We start from the raw sequence: 15,624 nt of genomic DNA, 5'->3' as shown, positions 1-15,624 counted from the left end.
GCGGTTGTCACGGCGCGGTGGGGGTATCGCTGACAACATGCCGACGACGACGGGGCCGCGCGTGCTCGTGGTGGTGTCCGCGGCCGACCGGATTCCCCTCCGGGAAGGCCGCAGCGAGCTGACCGGCACCTATCTGGGTGAGCTGGTCGAACCGACCGACGCAATGCGGGAGGCCGGGTTTGAGCTGGCGTTCGCCACACCGGGCGCCAGGATTCCCACCATCGACGGCGCCTCGTGCAGCCTGATGTACTTCGCGGGCTCACGGAAAAAGCGCGACGCCTCCCTGAGCAGCTATCGCGAGCTCCTCGAACTCGGTCTCGCGACACCGGCCAAACTCGAAGAAATCAGCCATGACACCCGGCGCCTGGACGGGTTCCACGCGATGTTCGTGCCCGGCGGTCACGCGCCCCTGGTCGACCTGCTGCACCGCGACGCGTTTGCCGACGACTCCCTCAACGACGACTTCGGCGCGCTGGTCCGCTACTTCCACGACGCCCGACGGCCCACCGGGCTGATCTGTCACGCCCCGGCCGCACTCGCGGCGGCTCCCACCATCGAGGGCCGCTGGACCTACGAGGGCTACCGCATGACGTGCTTCAAGACCGGCGTGGACACGATGTTGTCCACGGTGCCGTTGGTGCGCCGTTTCAAAGGACGTCTCAAAGACGACCCGACCGAACTGTTGAAGTCTCGCGGCGCCAAGGTGGCACAGACGATCCTGCCGATGGGCAGCAAGGTGGTCGAGGATCGCGAACTGATCACCGGCCAGGACCCCTACTCGGCCAAGGCTTTCGGGGCGGCCTTCGTCAGAAAGGTCCGCGGCTTCCGGGGATCGCGGGCGTAACGGCAGGGCGAAACCCAGGGCTCAAAGTCGCCCTGGCGTTACGCCTGCGAGCCGGCGAAAGAGTGGGCGCGGACGGTATCGAACCGCCGACCGCTGGTGTGTAAAACCAGAGCTCTACCACTGAGCTACGCGCCCTAAAACCCCGCCGAGGCTACACGCCGTAAGACGAAGCACCCAAAAAATCTAAGTCTTCAGCGCCGCCAGCGCCTCGGTCCACAGCCCCTGGTCGCGGGCCTCGCCGGGCTGTTTCATTTCGGCGAACCGAATGACCCCCGACCGGTCGATAACGAAAGTCCCGCGGTTGGGATATCCGGCGTCGGAGTTGAACACGCCGTAGGCCTGGCTGACCACGCCGTGCGGCCAGAAATCCGACAGCACCGGGAACGTGAACCCGCTCTCGAGGGCCCAGATCTTGTGCGTCGGCGGCGGGCCCACCGAGATCGCCAGCGCCACGCTGTCGTCGTTCTCGAACTCGGGCAGGTGGTCGCGCAGCTGGTCCAGCTCGCCCTGGCAGATCCCGGTGAACGCCAGCGGGAAGAACACCAGCAGCACGTTCTTGGCGCCGTGAAACGAGCTCAGCGTGACGGGCTGCTGATTTTGGTCGCGCAATGTGAAGTCGGGGGCGGCGGTGCCGACGGGCAGCATCAACGCTTCCCGGCCCGGGACTTGGGCTGCACCAGCCTGCTGCCACTCCAGTTGCCCAGGTTGACCGACGACGTCGGCATCAGGCCCGCGGTGGGGGCCGCCTCGGCGATCTCGGCGGGCAGCACGTGACCGGGCTTGCCGGTCTTGGGGGTCAGCACCCAGATGACGCCGTCCTCGGCCAGCGGGCTGATCGCGTCCATCAGGGTGTCCACCAGGTCGCCGTCCCCGTCGCGCCACCACAGCAGCACGACGTCGGTCACCTCGTCGCTGTCCTCGTCGAGCAGCTCGCTGCCGCAGGCCTCCTCGACCGCTGCGCGGATGTCGTCGTCGGTGTCCTCGTCCCAGCCCCACTCCTGGACGACTTGGTCGGGTTGGATGCCCAGTTTGCGAGCGTAGCTCGGGGCGTCATCCGCCGCGACCACCGTGGAGCCTCCTTAATCCATCCGCGCGCCGTGCGATGAGAATTATCGTCGCATAGCGACAACGCGGTCCATACCCATGCGGTCTCAGAAGGATGCCAGGCAGAGTTTCAGCGCCTTCGTCTTGGTGTCGTTGAGCTGGTCGACACGCCGGTTGAACTCCGGGATCGACGCGTGCGTGCCGATGGCGTTGGCCACCCCCCGCGCCGCGTCTATGTAGGCGTTGAAAGCGTCCTTCAGCTGCTGCGACAGCGCGTCGTTGAAGCTGTTGGACACCGTGGTGGCGCTGTCGTTGAGTGCGCCGATCGCCGGGCCCTCGGCCGGTCCGGTGTTGCGGCCGCCGTTGAACGCCGTGACGTAGGCGTTCACCTTGTCGATCGCGTCCTTGCTGGAGGTTGCCAGCGTGTCGCAGGAGGTGCGCACCGCGCGGGTGGTCAGGGACTGTTGGCGCTGTGACTCCTTGACGCGCGACGTCGCCGACGAGGCCGACACCGACGCGGACACCGACTGCCGGTAGGCCGGGGCGACCTTGGTATCGGGCGTGGCCGTGCCGTTGGTGACCGAGGTACACCCCACGATTCCCATGACCACCGCAGCGACACAGCCGAGCGCCAGCGCGCCTCGCCGGGGGATGTCCCCCAGGTGCCTGCGCGGGACGGCACGCCATCCGATGAGCACGTTGCTGACGTTACCGGGTGCCCATTGCCGGCCCCCCGGGACGCACCGAGTACCCACCCGAAACGCCGGTGCGGCACGATAGAAGGACAGGACGCACGCCGTTTCACCGCCGAGTACAGGAGCGGAAGTTGACCACCGAGTTCGCGCGCCACGATCTGGCCAAAACCCCAAGCAGCGCAAGCGAACCCGACCGGGTTCGGGTGATCCGCGAAGGTGTGGCGTCCTATCTTCCCGACATCGACCCCGACGAGACCTCGGAGTGGCTGGAGTCCTTCGACGAACTGCTGGAGCGCTCCGGCCCGGCGCGGGCCCGCTACCTGATGCTGCGGCTGCTGGAGCGCGCCGGCGAGCAGCGCGTGTCCATCCCGGCGCTGACGTCGACCGACTACGTCAACACCATCCCCACCGAGCTCGAACCGTGGTTTCCCGGCGACGAGGACGTCGAGCGCCGCTTCCGGGCGTGGATCAGGTGGAACGCCGCGATCATGGTGCACCGCGCCCAGCGCCCGGGAATCGGGGTGGGCGGCCACATTTCGACCTACGCGTCGTCGGCGGCGCTCTACGAGGTCGGGTTCAACCACTTCTTCCGCGGCAAGTCGCACCCCGGCGGCGGCGACCAGGTCTTCATCCAGGGCCACGCCTCCCCCGGCATCTACGCCCGCGCCTTCCTCGAGGGGCGGCTGACCGCCGACCGGCTCGACGGGTTCCGCCAAGAGCACAGCCACGCCGGCGGCGGGCTGCCCTCCTACCCGCACCCGCGGCTGATGCCCGACTTCTGGGAGTTCCCGACCGTATCGATGGGCCTGGGCCCGATGAACGCCATTTATCAGGCCCGGTTCAACCACTACCTGCACGACCGCGGCATCAAGGACACCTCCGACCAGCACGTGTGGTGCTTCCTGGGCGACGGTGAGATGGACGAACCCGAAAGCCGCGGACTGCTGCACATAGGCGCCCTGGACGGCCTGGACAACCTCACCTTCGTGATCAACTGCAACCTGCAGCGCCTCGACGGCCCGGTGCGCGGCAACGGCAAGATCATCCAGGAGCTGGAGTCCTTCTTCCGGGGCGCCGGCTGGAACGTCATCAAGGTGGTCTGGGGGCGCGAGTGGGACGCCCTGCTGCACGCGGACAAGGACGGCGCGCTCGTCAACCTGATGAACGCCACCCCGGACGGCGACTACCAGACCTATAAGGCCAACGACGGCGCCTACGTGCGCGACCACTTCTTCGGCCGCGACCCGCGCACCAAGGCGCTCGTCGAGCACATGACCGACTCCGAGATCTGGAACCTCAAGCGCGGCGGGCACGACTATCGCAAGGTCTACGCCGCCTACCGCGCCGCCGTCGAGCACAAGGGACAGCCGACGGTGATCCTGGCCAAGACGATCAAGGGCTACTCGCTGGGCGCGCACTTCCAGGGCCGCAACGCCACCCATCAGATGAAGAAACTTGCGTTGGAAGACCTCAAGTGGTTCCGCGATGCCATCCGGATCCCGATCAGCGACAGCCAGCTGGAGGAGGACCCCTACCTTCCGCCCTATTACCACCCCGGCCCCGACGCGCCCGAAATCCGCTACCTGCTCGACCGGCGCCGCGCACTGGGCGGCTTCGTCCCCGAACGCCGGACGAAGACCAAGGCCCTGGCGTTGCCCGGCCGCGACACCTACGCCGCGCTGAAGAAAGGCTCGGGAAACCAGGAGGTCGCCACCACGATGGCTACCGTGCGCACTTTCCGGGAGATATTGCGCAACAAGGAATTTGGGAACCGCATCGTACCGATCATTCCCGACGAGGCACGCACCTTCGGGATGGACTCGTGGTTCCCGTCGCTGAAGATCTACAACCGCAACGGTCAGCTCTACACGTCGGTCGACGCCGAGCTGATGTTGGCGTACAAGGAAAGCGAAGTCGGGCACATCCTGCACGAGGGCATCAACGAAGCCGGCTCGACGGCCTGCTTCACCGCCGTCGGCACCTCCTATGCCACGCACAACGAGCCGATGGTCCCGATCTACATCTTCTATTCGATGTTCGGGTTCCAGCGCACCGGCGACGGCCTGTGGGCCGCCGCGGACCAGATGGCGCGCGGCTTTTTGCTCGGCGCGACCGCCGGGCGCACCACGCTGACCGGCGAGGGCCTGCAGCACGCCGACGGCCACTCGCTGCTACTGGCCGCCGCCAACCCGGCGGTGGTGTCCTACGACCCGGCGTTCGCCTTCGAGATCGCCTACATCGTGGAGAGCGGGCTGGCGCGGATGTTCGGGGAGAACCCCGAGAACGTGTTCTTCTACATCACCATCTACAACGAGCCGTACGTGCAGCCGCCCGAGCCGGACAACTTCGACCCCGAGGGCGTGCTGCGCGGCATCTACCGCTACCGCGCCGCCACCGAACAGCGCACCAACCAGGCGCAGCTGCTGGCGTCCGGGGTCGCCATGCCCTCGGCGCTGCAGGCGGCCGAGATGCTGGCGGCCGAGTGGGATGTCGCCGCCGACGTGTGGTCGGTGACCAGCTGGGGCGAGCTGAACCGCGACGGCGTCGACGTCGAGCGGGCGCGGCTGCGCCACCCCGACCAGCCGGCCGGCACCCCGTACGTGACCCGGGTGCTCGCGGACGCCGGCGGCCCGGTGGTGGCCGTGTCGGACTGGATGCGCGCCGTGCCCGAGCAGATCCGGCCGTGGGTGCCGGGCACCTTCGTCACGCTGGGCACCGACGGGTTCGGCTTCTCCGACACCCGGCCCGCCGCCCGGCGGTACTTCAACACCGACGCCGAGTCTCAGGTGGTCGCGGTGCTCGAGGCGCTGGCCCGCGACGGCGAGATCGACCCGTCGGTGCCGGTCGCCGCCGCACGCCAGTACCGGATCGACGACGTGCTGGCCGCGCCGGAACAGACCTCCGACCCCGGCGTGGCCTGACCTCTTACCCCCGCCCCTCCCCGCCGAGCGTGCGGCCAGCCGCACCCTGGGGCTCGAACGTGCGGACAGCCGCACGCTCGCCGAGCGCCCGTCTTGGCGGAAAGTTCCAGAAATCTCGCGTAGCTTTTAGGGGTGAATGACAACGCGTTCGCCGGGCCGTTCGCCAAGCATCCCCGGTCGCCGCTCGAGCAGCTGGACAGCGTCCCCGAATCGTTGCTGCGCAGGCTGAAGCAGTACTCCGGCCGGCTGGCCACCGAGGCGGTGACGGCCATGCAGGAGCGGTTGCCGTTCTTCGCCGACCTGGAGGCCTCCCAGCGGGCCAGCGTGGCGCTCGTCGTGCAGACCGCCGTCGTCAACTTCGTCGAGTGGATGCACGACCCACACAGCAACGTCAGCCACACCGCCCAGGCCTTCGAGCTCTTTCCCCAGGACCTGACCCGGCGCATCGCGCTGCGCCACAGCGTGGACATGGTGCGGGTCACCATGGAGTTCTTCGAGGAGGTGGTGCCGCTGCTGGCGCGCTCCGAGGAGCAGCTGACCGCGCTCACCGTGGGGATCTTGAAGTACAGCCGCGACCTGGCGTTCGCCGCCGCCTCGGCCTACGCGAACGCGGCCGAGGCCCGCGGCACCTGGGACAGCCGGATGGAGGCCAGCGTGGTCGACGCCGTGGTGCGCGGCGACACCGGCCCCGAGCTGCTGTCCCGGGCCGCGGCGCTGAACTGGGACACCACCGCGCCGGCGACCGTGGTGGTCGGCATCCCGGCGCCCGGGCGCGACGGTTCGATCGGTCCCGAGGACAGCCAGCGGGCCAGCCAGCATGTCCGCGACATCGCCGCCAACCACGTGCGGGCGGCGCTGACCGACGTGCACGGCACCTGGCTGGTCGCGATCGTGTCCGGCCAACTGTCGCCAACTGACAAATTCCTCGGCGACCTGTTGCAGGCGTTCTCCGATGGCCCGGTGGTCATCGGGCCCACGGCGCCGATGCTGACCGCGGCCTACCACAGCGCCAGCGAGGCCATCTCCGGGATGAACGCCGTCGCAGGCTGGCGGGGCGCGCCGCGGCCGGTGCTGGCCCGGGAATTGCTGCCCGAGCGGGCCCTGATGGGGGACGCGTCGGCGATCGTCGCGTTGCACACCGACGTGATGGGGCCGCTGGCCGACGCCGGCCCGACGCTGATCGAGACGCTCGACGCGTACCTGGATTGTGGCGGCGCCATTGAGGCCTGTGCCAGAAAGTTGTTCGTTCATCCAAACACGGTGCGCTACCGACTCAAGCGCATCACCGACTTCACCGGGCGTGATCCCACTCAGCCCCGCGACGCATATGTGCTGCGTGTGGCCTCGACGGTCGGGCAGCTCAACTATCCGGCCCAGCCGCCCGGCGTCGCCGCCGGGACCGTGGCACCGGCTCCCCTGCCGGTCAGAAGCGGTATTGCGGGTGCCTCCGAGCGATAGTGATTTAAGCGACAGATCGCGGCCCGGTATCAAAACTGTAGCTTACCGAGCCGTTTTGTAGGGTGTACACAAAAAGCTAAGACGAGGTTCATAATCTGTTACACCCGCCAAAACCGTTTCCACAGTGTTCTCTTAGACACGTGATCGCATTGCTTGCGCCCGGACAGGGTTCGCAGACGGAGGGGATGCTGTCGCCGTGGCTGGAGCTGCCAGGGGCGGCCGACCAGCTGACCCTGTGGTCCAAGGCCAGCGGCCTGGACCTGGTGCGGCTGGGGACCACCGCGTCGACCGAGGAAATCACCGACACCGCGGTGACGCAGCCGCTCGTCGTCGCCACCACGCTGCTGGCGCACCAGGAGATGAGCAAGCGCGGCGTCGTCAACAACGCGGAACTGATCGTTGCGGGTCACTCCGTCGGGGAGATCGCGGCCTACGCGATCGCCGGCGTGCTGGCCGCCGACGACGCCGTCGCGCTGGCCGCGACCCGCGGCGCCGAAATGGCCAAGGCCTGCGCCATCGAGCCGACCGGCATGTCGGCGGTGCTCGGCGGCGACGAGGCCGAGGTGCTGAGCCGCCTCGAGGAGCTCGAGCTGTTCCCCGCCAACCGCAACGCGCCCGGCCAGATCGTGGCCGCCGGCCCGCTGGCAGCGCTGGAGAAGCTCGCCGAGGACCCGCCGGCCAAGGCGCGGGTGCGCGCGCTCGGCGTGGCCGGGGCGTTCCACACCAAGTACATGGCTCCGGCCCTGGACGGCTACGCCGCGGCCGCGGCGGCCGTCGAGACCGCCGAGCCCACCGCCACGCTGCTGTCCAACCGCGACGGCAAGCCCGTCGCCTCGGCCGCGGCCGCGATGGACACGCTGGTCGCTCAGCTCACCCAGCCGGTGCGCTGGGACCTGTGCACCGAGACGCTGCGTGAGCGCAACGTGACGGCGATCGTGGAGTTCCCCCCGGCGGGGACGCTCACCGGTATCGCCAAGCGCGAACTTCGGGGGGTTACGGCCCGTGCCGTGAAGTCACCCGCAGATCTGGACGAGTTGGCCAACCTCTGAGAGAGCCGGCTTTCGCCAGGACAATAACAACTGCAAACGTCAATCCGATTTGCACACAACACATTACGAAGGGAATAGGCTGTGGCCGTCACTCAGGAAGAAATCATTGCCGGTATCGCCGAGATCATCGAAGAGGTGACCGGTATCGAGCCCTCCGAGGTCACCCCGGAGAAGTCGTTCGTCGACGACCTGGACATCGACTCGCTGTCGATGGTCGAGATCGCGGTGCAGACCGAGGACAAGTACGGCGTGAAGATCCCCGACGAGGACCTCGCCGGCCTGCGCACCGTCGGTGACGTCGTCGCCTACATCCAGAAGCTCGAGGAAGAGAACCCCGAGGCTGCCGAGGCGCTGCGCGCCAAGCTGGAGACCGAGAACCCCGAGGCCGTCGCGAACGTCAAGGCGCGGCTGGAGGCGGACAGCAAGTGACCAAGCCTTCCACTGCTAATGGCGGTTACCCCAGCGTTGTGGTAACCGCCGTCACGGCGACGACCTCGATCGCGCCGGACATCGAGAGCACGTGGAAGGGTTTGTTGGCCGGAGAGAGCGGCATCCACGTCCTCGAAGACGAATTCGTCACCAAGTGGGACCTGCCCGTCAAGATCGGCGGACACCTCAAGGAGCCCGTCGACAACCACATGGGCCGGCTGGACCTGCGACGCATGTCCTACGTCCAGCGGATGGGCAAGCTGCTGTCCGGCCACCTGTGGGAGAACGCGGGCAGCCCGGAGGTCGATCCCGACCGCTTCACGGTCGTGGTCGGCACCGGGCTGGGTGGCGCCGAGCGGATCGTCGAGAGCTATGACCTGATGAACGAGGGCGGCCCCCGCAAGGTGTCGCCGCTGGCCGTTCAGATGATCATGCCCAACGGCGCCGCGGCCACCGTCGGGCTCCAGCTGGGGGCCCGCGCGGGCGTGATGACGCCGGTGTCGGCCTGCTCGTCGGGCTCGGAGGCCATCGCCCACGCGTGGCGCCAGATCGTCATGGGTGACGCCGACGTCGCCGTGTGCGGCGGCGTCGAGGGGCCCATCGAGGCGCTGCCGATCGCGGCGTTCTCGATGATGCGCGCCATGTCGACCCGCAACGACGAGCCCGAGCGTGCCTCGCGCCCGTTCGACAAGGACCGCGACGGCTTCGTGTTCGGCGAGGCCGGGGCGCTGATGCTCATCGAGACCGAGGAGCACGCCAAGGCCCGCGGCGCCAAGCCGCTGGCCCGGTTGATGGGTGCCGGCATCACCTCGGACGCCTTCCACATGGTGGCGCCCGCGGCGGACGGCGTGCGCGCCGGCCGGGCGATGACGCGGTCGCTGGAGCTGGCGGGCTTGTCCGCCAAGGACATTGACCACGTCAACGCGCACGGGACGGCGACGCCGATCGGTGACACCGCGGAGGCCAATGCCATCCGGGTCGCCGGCTGCGAGCGGGCGGCGATCTATGCGCCGAAGTCGGCGCTGGGCCACTCGATCGGCGCGGTCGGCGCGCTGGAATCCGTTTTGACGGTATTGACCCTTCGGGACGGCGTCATACCGCCCACCTTGAACTACGAGACCCCCGATCCCGAGATCGACCTTGATGTGGTCGCGGGCGAACCTCGCTACGGCGAATTCCGTTACGCGATCAACAACTCGTTCGGATTCGGCGGCCACAACGTGGCCCTCGCGTTCGGGCGTTACTAAGCACTGCGTCCGGCGACGGTGCGGGCCCGCAAACGGCCCGGGGGGAACCGGACAACACGGAAGGAAATTTCGTTAGACCAATGACGACATCGCCTGAGCTGGTTACCGGGAAAGCGCTCCCGAATGTGGTTGTCACCGGTGTTGCCATGACGACCGCACTGGCCACTGATGTCGAGGGCACCTGGAAGTTGTTGCTCGACAGCCGAAGTGGGATCCGCAAGCTCGACGACCCGTTCGTCGAGGAGTTCGACCTGCCGGTGCGCATCGGGGGGCACCTGTTGGAGGAGTTCGACAGTCAGCTCACTCGCATCGAGCTGCGCCGGATGGGCTACCTGCAAAAGATGTCCACCGTCTTGAGCCGGCGGGTGTGGGAGAACGCGGGCTCCCCCGAGGTCGACACCGACCGGCTGATGGTGTCCATCGGCACCGGGATGGGCTCCTCGGAGGAGATGGTCTTCAGCTACGACGACATGCGCGCTCGTGGCATGAAGGCGGTCTCGCCGCTGGGCGTGCAGAAGTACATGCCCAACGGCGCCGCGGCGGCGGTGGGGCTGGAGCGGCACGCCAAGGCCGGTGTCATCACGCCGGTGTCGGCGTGCGCGTCGGGCTCCGAGGGCATCGCCCAGGCGTGGCGCAACATCGTGTTCGGCGAGGCCGACATCGCGATCTGCGGTGGGGTGGAGACCAAGATCGAGGCGGTGCCGATCGCGGCGTTCGCCCAGATGCGCATCGTGATGTCCACCAAGAACGACGACCCCGAGGGGGCCTGTCGCCCGTTCGACAAGGACCGCAGCGGGTTCGTGTTCGGCGAGGCCGGCGCGCTCATGGTCATCGAGACCGAGGAGCACGCCAAGGCGCGCGGGGCCACCATCCTGGCCCGGCTGATGGGGGCGAGCATCACCTCCGACGGCTACCACATGGTGGCTCCGGACCCCAACGGCGAGCGCGCCGGGCATGCGATGAGCCGGGCGATCCAGCTCGCGGGCCTGACCCCGGGCGACATCGACCACATCAATGCCCACGCCACCGGAACCTCGGTCGGTGACGTGGCCGAGGGCCGGGCCATCAACAACGCGCTGGGCGGCCACAAGCCGGCGGTGTACGCGCCCAAGGCGGCGCTGGGCCACTCGGTGGGTGCGGTCGGTGCGGTGGAGTCGATCCTGACCGTGCTCGCGTTGCGCGACCAGGTCATCCCGCCGACACTGAACCTGGAAAACCTCGATCCGGAAATCGATTTGGACGTGGTGGCGGGCAAGCCGCGGTCCGGTGACTACCGGTACGCGATCAACAACTCGTTCGGATTCGGCGGGCACAACGTCGCACTCGCCTTTGGACGGTACTGACCCGCACCACAACTCGGGACCCTCGGAACAGGAGATTTGCGATGACGATCATGGCCCCCGCGTCGGTTGGCGAGTCGCTCGACCCTCGCGACCCGTTGTTGCGCCTGAGCAATTTCTTCGACGAGGGCAGCGTGGAGCTGCTGCACGAGCGTGACCGCTCCGGGGTGCTCGCGGCCGCCGGCACCGTCAACGGGCTGCGCACCATCGCGTTCTGCACGGACGGGACCGTGATGGGCGGGGCCATGGGCATCGAGGGCTGCACACACATCGTCGACGCCTACGACACCGCCATCGAGGAGCAGAGCCCGATCGTGGGCATCTGGCACTCGGGCGGCGCCCGGCTGGCCGAGGGGGTGCGGGCGCTGCACGCGGTCGGTTTGGTGTTCGAGGCGATGATCCGCGCATCCGGTTACATCCCACAGGTTTCCGTGGTCGTCGGCTTCGCCGCCGGCGGCGCCGCATACGGGCCCGCGCTGACCGACGTCGTCGTCATGGCGCCGGAGAGCCGGGTGTTCGTCACCGGGCCCGACGTGGTGCGCAGCGTCACCGGCGAGGACGTCGACATGGCGTCGCTCGGCGGTCCGGAGACCCACCACAAGAAGTCCGGGGTGTGCCACATCGTCGCCGACGACGAGCTCGACGCCTACGAGCGCGGCCGCCGGCTGGTCGGATTGTTCTGCCAGCAAGGGCATTTCGACCGCAGCAAGGCCGAGGCCGGCGACACCGACATCCACGCGCTGCTGCCCGAGTCGGCGCGGCGGGCCTACGACGTGCACCCGATCGTGACCGCGCTGCTGGACTCGGACACACCGTTCGACGAGTTCCAGGCCAACTGGGCGCCGTCGATGGTGGTCGGGCTGGGCCGGCTGTCCGGTCGCACCGTCGGCGTGCTGGCCAACAACCCGCTGCGCCTGGGCGGCTGCCTGAACTCCGAAAGCGCCGAGAAGGCAGCACGTTTCGTGCGGCTGTGCGACGCGTTCGGGATCCCGCTGATCGTAATCGTCGACGTGCCGGGCTACCTGCCGGGCGTCGACCAGGAGTGGGGCGGCGTGGTGCGCCGCGGCGCCAAGCTGCTGCACGCGTTCGGTGAGGCCACCGTCCCCAGGGTCACCCTGGTCACCCGAAAGACCTACGGCGGGGCCTACATTGCGATGAACTCGCGCTCGCTGAACGCCACCAAGGTGTTCGCGTGGCCGGACGCGGAGGTCGCGGTGATGGGCGCCAAGGCCGCCGTCGGCATCCTGCACAAGAAGAAGCTGGCCGCCGCGCCCGAGGACGAGCGCGAGGCGCTGCACGACGAGTTGGCCGCCGAGCACGAGCGGATCGCCGGCGGCGTGGACAGCGCCATCGAGATCGGTGTGGTCGACGAGAAGATCGACCCGGCGCACACGCGCAGCAAGCTCACCGAGGCGCTGGCGCAGGCGCCCGCCCGTCGCGGCCGCCACAAGAACATCCCGCTGTAGGTCACAGCGCGCCTCCCCTGGCGCCCCCTTTCACCGCGAGCCGAACCGCACTGCGAAAAATCGCGGCAAATTTCGCAGTGTGGTTGGGCTCGCGGCTGGTACAAGGTCCGCGTCAGGGCTTGGCGCGTTCTGGGTCAAGGTTGGCGTGGCGCGGATCGTTGCTTGGTCCACTCCGCCGACTGGTGATTGAGGCCGTCGAGGCAGCCCGCCATGTAATCCTGTTCGACAACGGGGAGGTTTCCGCCGTTGTCTAGGTTGAAACTTTGCTTGCACGCGTCTTTGTACTGCATCGGCGGGAGGCTGCCACCGAGATATACGGCCCCGAACGCACGTTCCTCCGCGTAGCCGTTCGTGCCGCTTTTCAGGCCCATTCGGTAGGATTGAGAGGACTTGTCGACACCGGGGGACGCCGATCCGACGGACCCGGGCGCGGACGACGTCTGGGTTCCCCCGGGCGCGGAGGACGTCTGGGGTCCCGCGGAGCGGAACTGGTTGGCACCGAACGCGAAGAGGCACACGATCACCGCTATCCCCGCAACGGCAAAGAGGATCTTGCGTTGCCGGGACGCGTGGGATCGAGACTGATCCCGAGGGGTCGTTCCGGCGGCAGGCGGCGGCGGTGGCAACGTCGGCGGCGGCAGCTGCGGCGGCGGCGGCGATGCCGGAGGCGCGGGGTCGCGCTGTCCCGCAGTCGTATTCATTCGCCGGCGGTGTGGTGTCCAGTCTTGGCCGTCCCAATAGCGTTGCGCCTTCGAGTCCCCCGGGTCGTCGTACCAGCCGGGCTGCGTGGGTGTCGTCATGATCTTCGTCTTTCTCCGAACGATGTCGCCGGCAGGACGAACCATCCCGCCTTCATCGTTTGCCGTTGGCGTAGCCGTCGAGACAGCCCTGCTCCCAGTCCTGGGTATCCTGCGGATCGCCTTCACCCTGGGCGACCGAAGACGCCCCGCAGTACGGTTGGGGGCCCGCCAGGCCGCCGGGGGATTTCGCAAATTCTTGCCCGTCCTGATACCCGTCCTGATAGGCCGGGCTGTGCCCGCCGCCGGGCGATCGAGGGGACTGAGAGGCCGGGCCGGGTCCACCGCTGGGCGATGCGGGTTGGTGGCTGGCGATGAACTTGTGCGCCACCAGCACACCGGCTATCGCCAATGCGGCGACCGCACCGATGATCGCCACGATCTTGGCCGCAGCCCGAGATCGTTGCGCCGGACCGCCGTTCGGCGCCTGATCGGGCGGTGGCGCCTGCTGTTGTTGATCCGGCGGGGGCGGGGGCGGCAGATCAGGTGGGGGCTTGCGCTGACGGTGTGGGGTCCAGCCCTGGCCGTCCCAGTAACGCTGGGCGTTCGAGTCGACTGGATCGTCGTACCAGCCCGGCTTGGCGGGCGTCCCCATAAACCGATCATCCTCGTCGTTCTCGGGCCCGGCAAGGACTGGCGTAGTCATAAACCTGGCGCGCGGGGCGGTTTGCCGGGCAAGCCGGCGGCTCCGCGATGACTCGCCGCGTTGCTACCGGCTGTAGTTCTCACCGCGAGCCGAACCGCACTGCGAAAAATCGCGCCAAATTGCGCAGTGTGGTTGGGCTCGCGGCCTACCCAGAATTCGCTTAAGCGCCTGGCGCAGTTCACTTTTGGGGTCGCTCGGCAGCTCTTCGGCGCGCCAGCCGACGAAGTCGTCGGGGCGCACCAGCAGCGCCCCGCCGGCGGCGAGCCCGGTCGCGGCCGCCCAGGCAGCGCCGCGCACGCAATGCGCCTCGACCGACACCCCGGCCGCGGCGGCACACCACCGCTCGTCGCCGGTCAGGACGGTGAACCCGGGGCCGAGCAGATCGAGCGTCGAAACGCCGTCGCGCACCCACACGTGCGGGACGCGGGTTCCGGTCTGCCCGCGCAGCTCGTCGACCAGCTCAAGTCCGTCCGAGCCGTACCGGTAACCGATGAGCAAGGAAAACATCGAGCACTCTTCGTCGGCCGGCAACTTCGGCCGGTCGTCGCTCAGCCGAAGCAACTCGATGCTCGGGCCGGTAAGTGACTGCCGGGCAGCGAATTTGCCGACCGGGTGACGTTCGGCGTGGTAGCTGTCCAGGAGCGCGGGATCGGCGTCACCAGCCAGGACGAACGCCAGTTTCCAGGCCAGGTTGTGCGCGCTCTGAATGGCGGTGTTGGCGCCGCCGGCCTTGAACGGCGGCATGGTGTGGGCGGAGTCGCCGACGAGAAACACTCGGCCGCTTCGGAATTGGTCGGCCACCCGCTCGTTGGGCTGCCACGGCGCGACGTCGACGACCTCCACGTCGATCGGCTCCCCGACGGCCTTGACGATCAGCTCGCGGCAACGCTGCGCGGTGAACGCCTCGGCGGACTCGCCTTCGCCGGGGAAGTAGGTGGTGATGAACATCCCGAAGTCGTCGCGCACCGGCAGGAAGATACCGTCCACGTCGGCATTCCTGACCTGCACCGCGTCGCCATCTCCCAACTCGGGCACGAACTTTCGCCAGGGCGCCCGGAAGTAGACGAACACGACATAGATCGGCAGCGCCCCGTAGCCCGAGGTCGTGACGCCCAGCGCGTCGCGGATCGGGCTGTGCACGCCGTCGGCAGCCACCAGGTAGTCGGCGCGCACCGTGCTCAACGCCCCCGAATCCCGCACAACGGCTTCGACGCCGGTGTCGCCCGACTCGAAGGAACACAGCTCGGTCCCGTAGCGCACCTCGCCGCCGTGCGCGCGAATGTGGGCGAGCAGGATCGGCTCGAGCGCGCTCTGCGGGCAGTACTGCCCGGACGGCTCGGGGCTCAGCCCGTCGAACGGCGCGAAGATCGCCGCGACGTCGAACGCCCGGGATTGCTCGGCGCTGTTCAGCGTCGGCTTGGCGAGCATGTCCGAAACGCCGGCGGCGACGGCGTGGACCTCGTCGGCCAGGCCCAGACCGCGCAGGATCTCCAGGCTGCGAAAGCTCATGTTGCGGGCCTTCGGGTAGAGGAACACCTCGCGGCGCCTTTCCACTAGCAGCGAGCGCACGCCGTGCTTGGCCAGCAGCGCCGCGGTGGCCAGGCCGCCCGCGCCCGCGCCGGCGATCAGGACCGGGACACGCTCGATGCTCATCGCCGCCTCCGTTTTAGACGGAACTAACTAGTTCC

The 15,624-nt window shown here is 68.4% G+C and carries 14 protein-coding genes and 1 tRNA gene; 8 read left to right on the top strand and 7 right to left on the bottom strand.

Going from position 1 to position 15,624, the window contains the following annotated elements; genetic code table 11:
• Positions 1-37 precede the first annotated feature (37 nt).
• Positions 38-844 carry a DJ-1/PfpI family protein gene (locus AC5Y4Z_RS17125; RefSeq protein WP_499965651.1) on the top strand — a complete coding sequence of 269 codons (807 nt, stop codon included), beginning with the start codon at positions 38-40 and terminating at the stop codon, positions 842-844.
• A gap of 63 nt (positions 845-907) precedes the next feature.
• On the opposite strand, the gene AC5Y4Z_RS17120 is transcribed toward AC5Y4Z_RS17125, so the two are convergent.
• From AC5Y4Z_RS17120 to AC5Y4Z_RS17105, 4 genes are all read right to left on the bottom strand, one after another.
• Positions 908-979 (bottom strand) — tRNA-Val (locus tag AC5Y4Z_RS17120).
• Between the two features lie 48 nt (positions 980-1,027).
• Complete coding sequence (locus AC5Y4Z_RS17115) at positions 1,028-1,489, bottom strand: peroxiredoxin (protein ID WP_499965650.1); 462 nt, start codon at positions 1,487-1,489, stop codon at positions 1,028-1,030.
• Positions 1,489-1,911 carry a DUF3052 domain-containing protein gene (locus AC5Y4Z_RS17110; protein ID WP_499965649.1) on the bottom strand — a complete coding sequence of 141 codons (423 nt, stop codon included), beginning with the start codon at positions 1,909-1,911 and terminating at the stop codon, positions 1,489-1,491. The genes AC5Y4Z_RS17115 and AC5Y4Z_RS17110 overlap by 1 nt, the downstream gene beginning before the upstream one ends.
• 84 nt (positions 1,912-1,995) lie before the next feature.
• The gene (locus tag AC5Y4Z_RS17105; RefSeq protein WP_499965648.1) at positions 1,996-2,586 is read right to left on the bottom strand and encodes an Rv2240c family protein; all 591 of its coding nucleotides are present in this window, start codon (positions 2,584-2,586) and stop codon (positions 1,996-1,998) included.
• A gap of 128 nt (positions 2,587-2,714) precedes the next feature.
• Between AC5Y4Z_RS17105 and aceE the strand changes: the two genes are divergently transcribed.
• The 7 genes from aceE (at position 2,715) to AC5Y4Z_RS17070 (ending at position 12,493) form a co-directional block, all read left to right on the top strand.
• Positions 2,715-5,504, top strand: a complete 2,790-nt coding sequence (gene aceE, locus AC5Y4Z_RS17100) for a pyruvate dehydrogenase (acetyl-transferring), homodimeric type (protein WP_499965647.1) — start codon at positions 2,715-2,717, stop codon at positions 5,502-5,504.
• A gap of 132 nt (positions 5,505-5,636) precedes the next feature.
• On the top strand, positions 5,637-6,962 hold the full coding sequence (locus AC5Y4Z_RS17095) for a PucR family transcriptional regulator (RefSeq protein WP_499965646.1): 1,326 nt from the start codon (positions 5,637-5,639) through the stop codon (positions 6,960-6,962).
• 140 nt (positions 6,963-7,102) lie between these two features.
• Complete coding sequence (locus tag AC5Y4Z_RS17090; protein ID WP_499965645.1) at positions 7,103-8,011, top strand: ACP S-malonyltransferase; 909 nt, start codon at positions 7,103-7,105, stop codon at positions 8,009-8,011.
• Between the two features lie 81 nt (positions 8,012-8,092).
• A complete protein-coding gene (gene acpM, locus AC5Y4Z_RS17085) occupies positions 8,093-8,440 on the top strand; it encodes a meromycolate extension acyl carrier protein AcpM (protein ID WP_066932760.1) in 348 nt (115 codons plus the stop codon).
• Positions 8,437-9,687, top strand: a complete 1,251-nt coding sequence (gene kasA / locus AC5Y4Z_RS17080; RefSeq protein WP_499965644.1) for a 3-oxoacyl-ACP synthase KasA — start codon at positions 8,437-8,439, stop codon at positions 9,685-9,687. Before acpM ends, kasA begins: the two co-directional genes overlap by 4 nt.
• Positions 9,688-9,767: 80 nt before the next feature.
• Entirely contained in the window at positions 9,768-11,030 is a 1,263-nt protein-coding gene (kasB, locus tag AC5Y4Z_RS17075; protein ID WP_499965643.1) for a 3-oxoacyl-ACP synthase KasB, read from the top strand.
• A 41-nt stretch (positions 11,031-11,071) separates the two neighbouring features.
• Positions 11,072-12,493, top strand: a complete 1,422-nt coding sequence (locus AC5Y4Z_RS17070; protein ID WP_499965642.1) for an acyl-CoA carboxylase subunit beta — start codon at positions 11,072-11,074, stop codon at positions 12,491-12,493.
• Positions 12,494-12,627: 134 nt separating this feature from the next.
• Here the strand turns inward: AC5Y4Z_RS17070 and AC5Y4Z_RS17065 are convergent, their stop codons facing one another.
• The 3 genes from AC5Y4Z_RS17065 to AC5Y4Z_RS17055 form a co-directional block, all read right to left on the bottom strand.
• Entirely contained in the window at positions 12,628-13,293 is a 666-nt protein-coding gene (locus AC5Y4Z_RS17065) for a DUF2510 domain-containing protein (protein WP_499965641.1), read from the bottom strand.
• A gap of 52 nt (positions 13,294-13,345) precedes the next feature.
• Entirely contained in the window at positions 13,346-13,885 is a 540-nt protein-coding gene (locus tag AC5Y4Z_RS17060) for a DUF2510 domain-containing protein (RefSeq protein ID WP_499965640.1), read from the bottom strand.
• A 114-nt stretch (positions 13,886-13,999) separates the two neighbouring features.
• Positions 14,000-15,589 (bottom strand): FAD-dependent monooxygenase, encoded by a 1,590-nt coding sequence (locus tag AC5Y4Z_RS17055; RefSeq protein ID WP_499965639.1) that lies wholly within the window; start codon positions 15,587-15,589, stop codon positions 14,000-14,002.
• Between the last annotated feature and the right edge of the window lie 35 nt (positions 15,590-15,624).

This window comes from Mycobacterium sp. NGS63, from assembly GCF_059812295.1.
The sequence above is the reverse complement of the archived record's forward strand: the minus strand, read 5'-3'. Positions and strand labels throughout refer to the sequence as shown.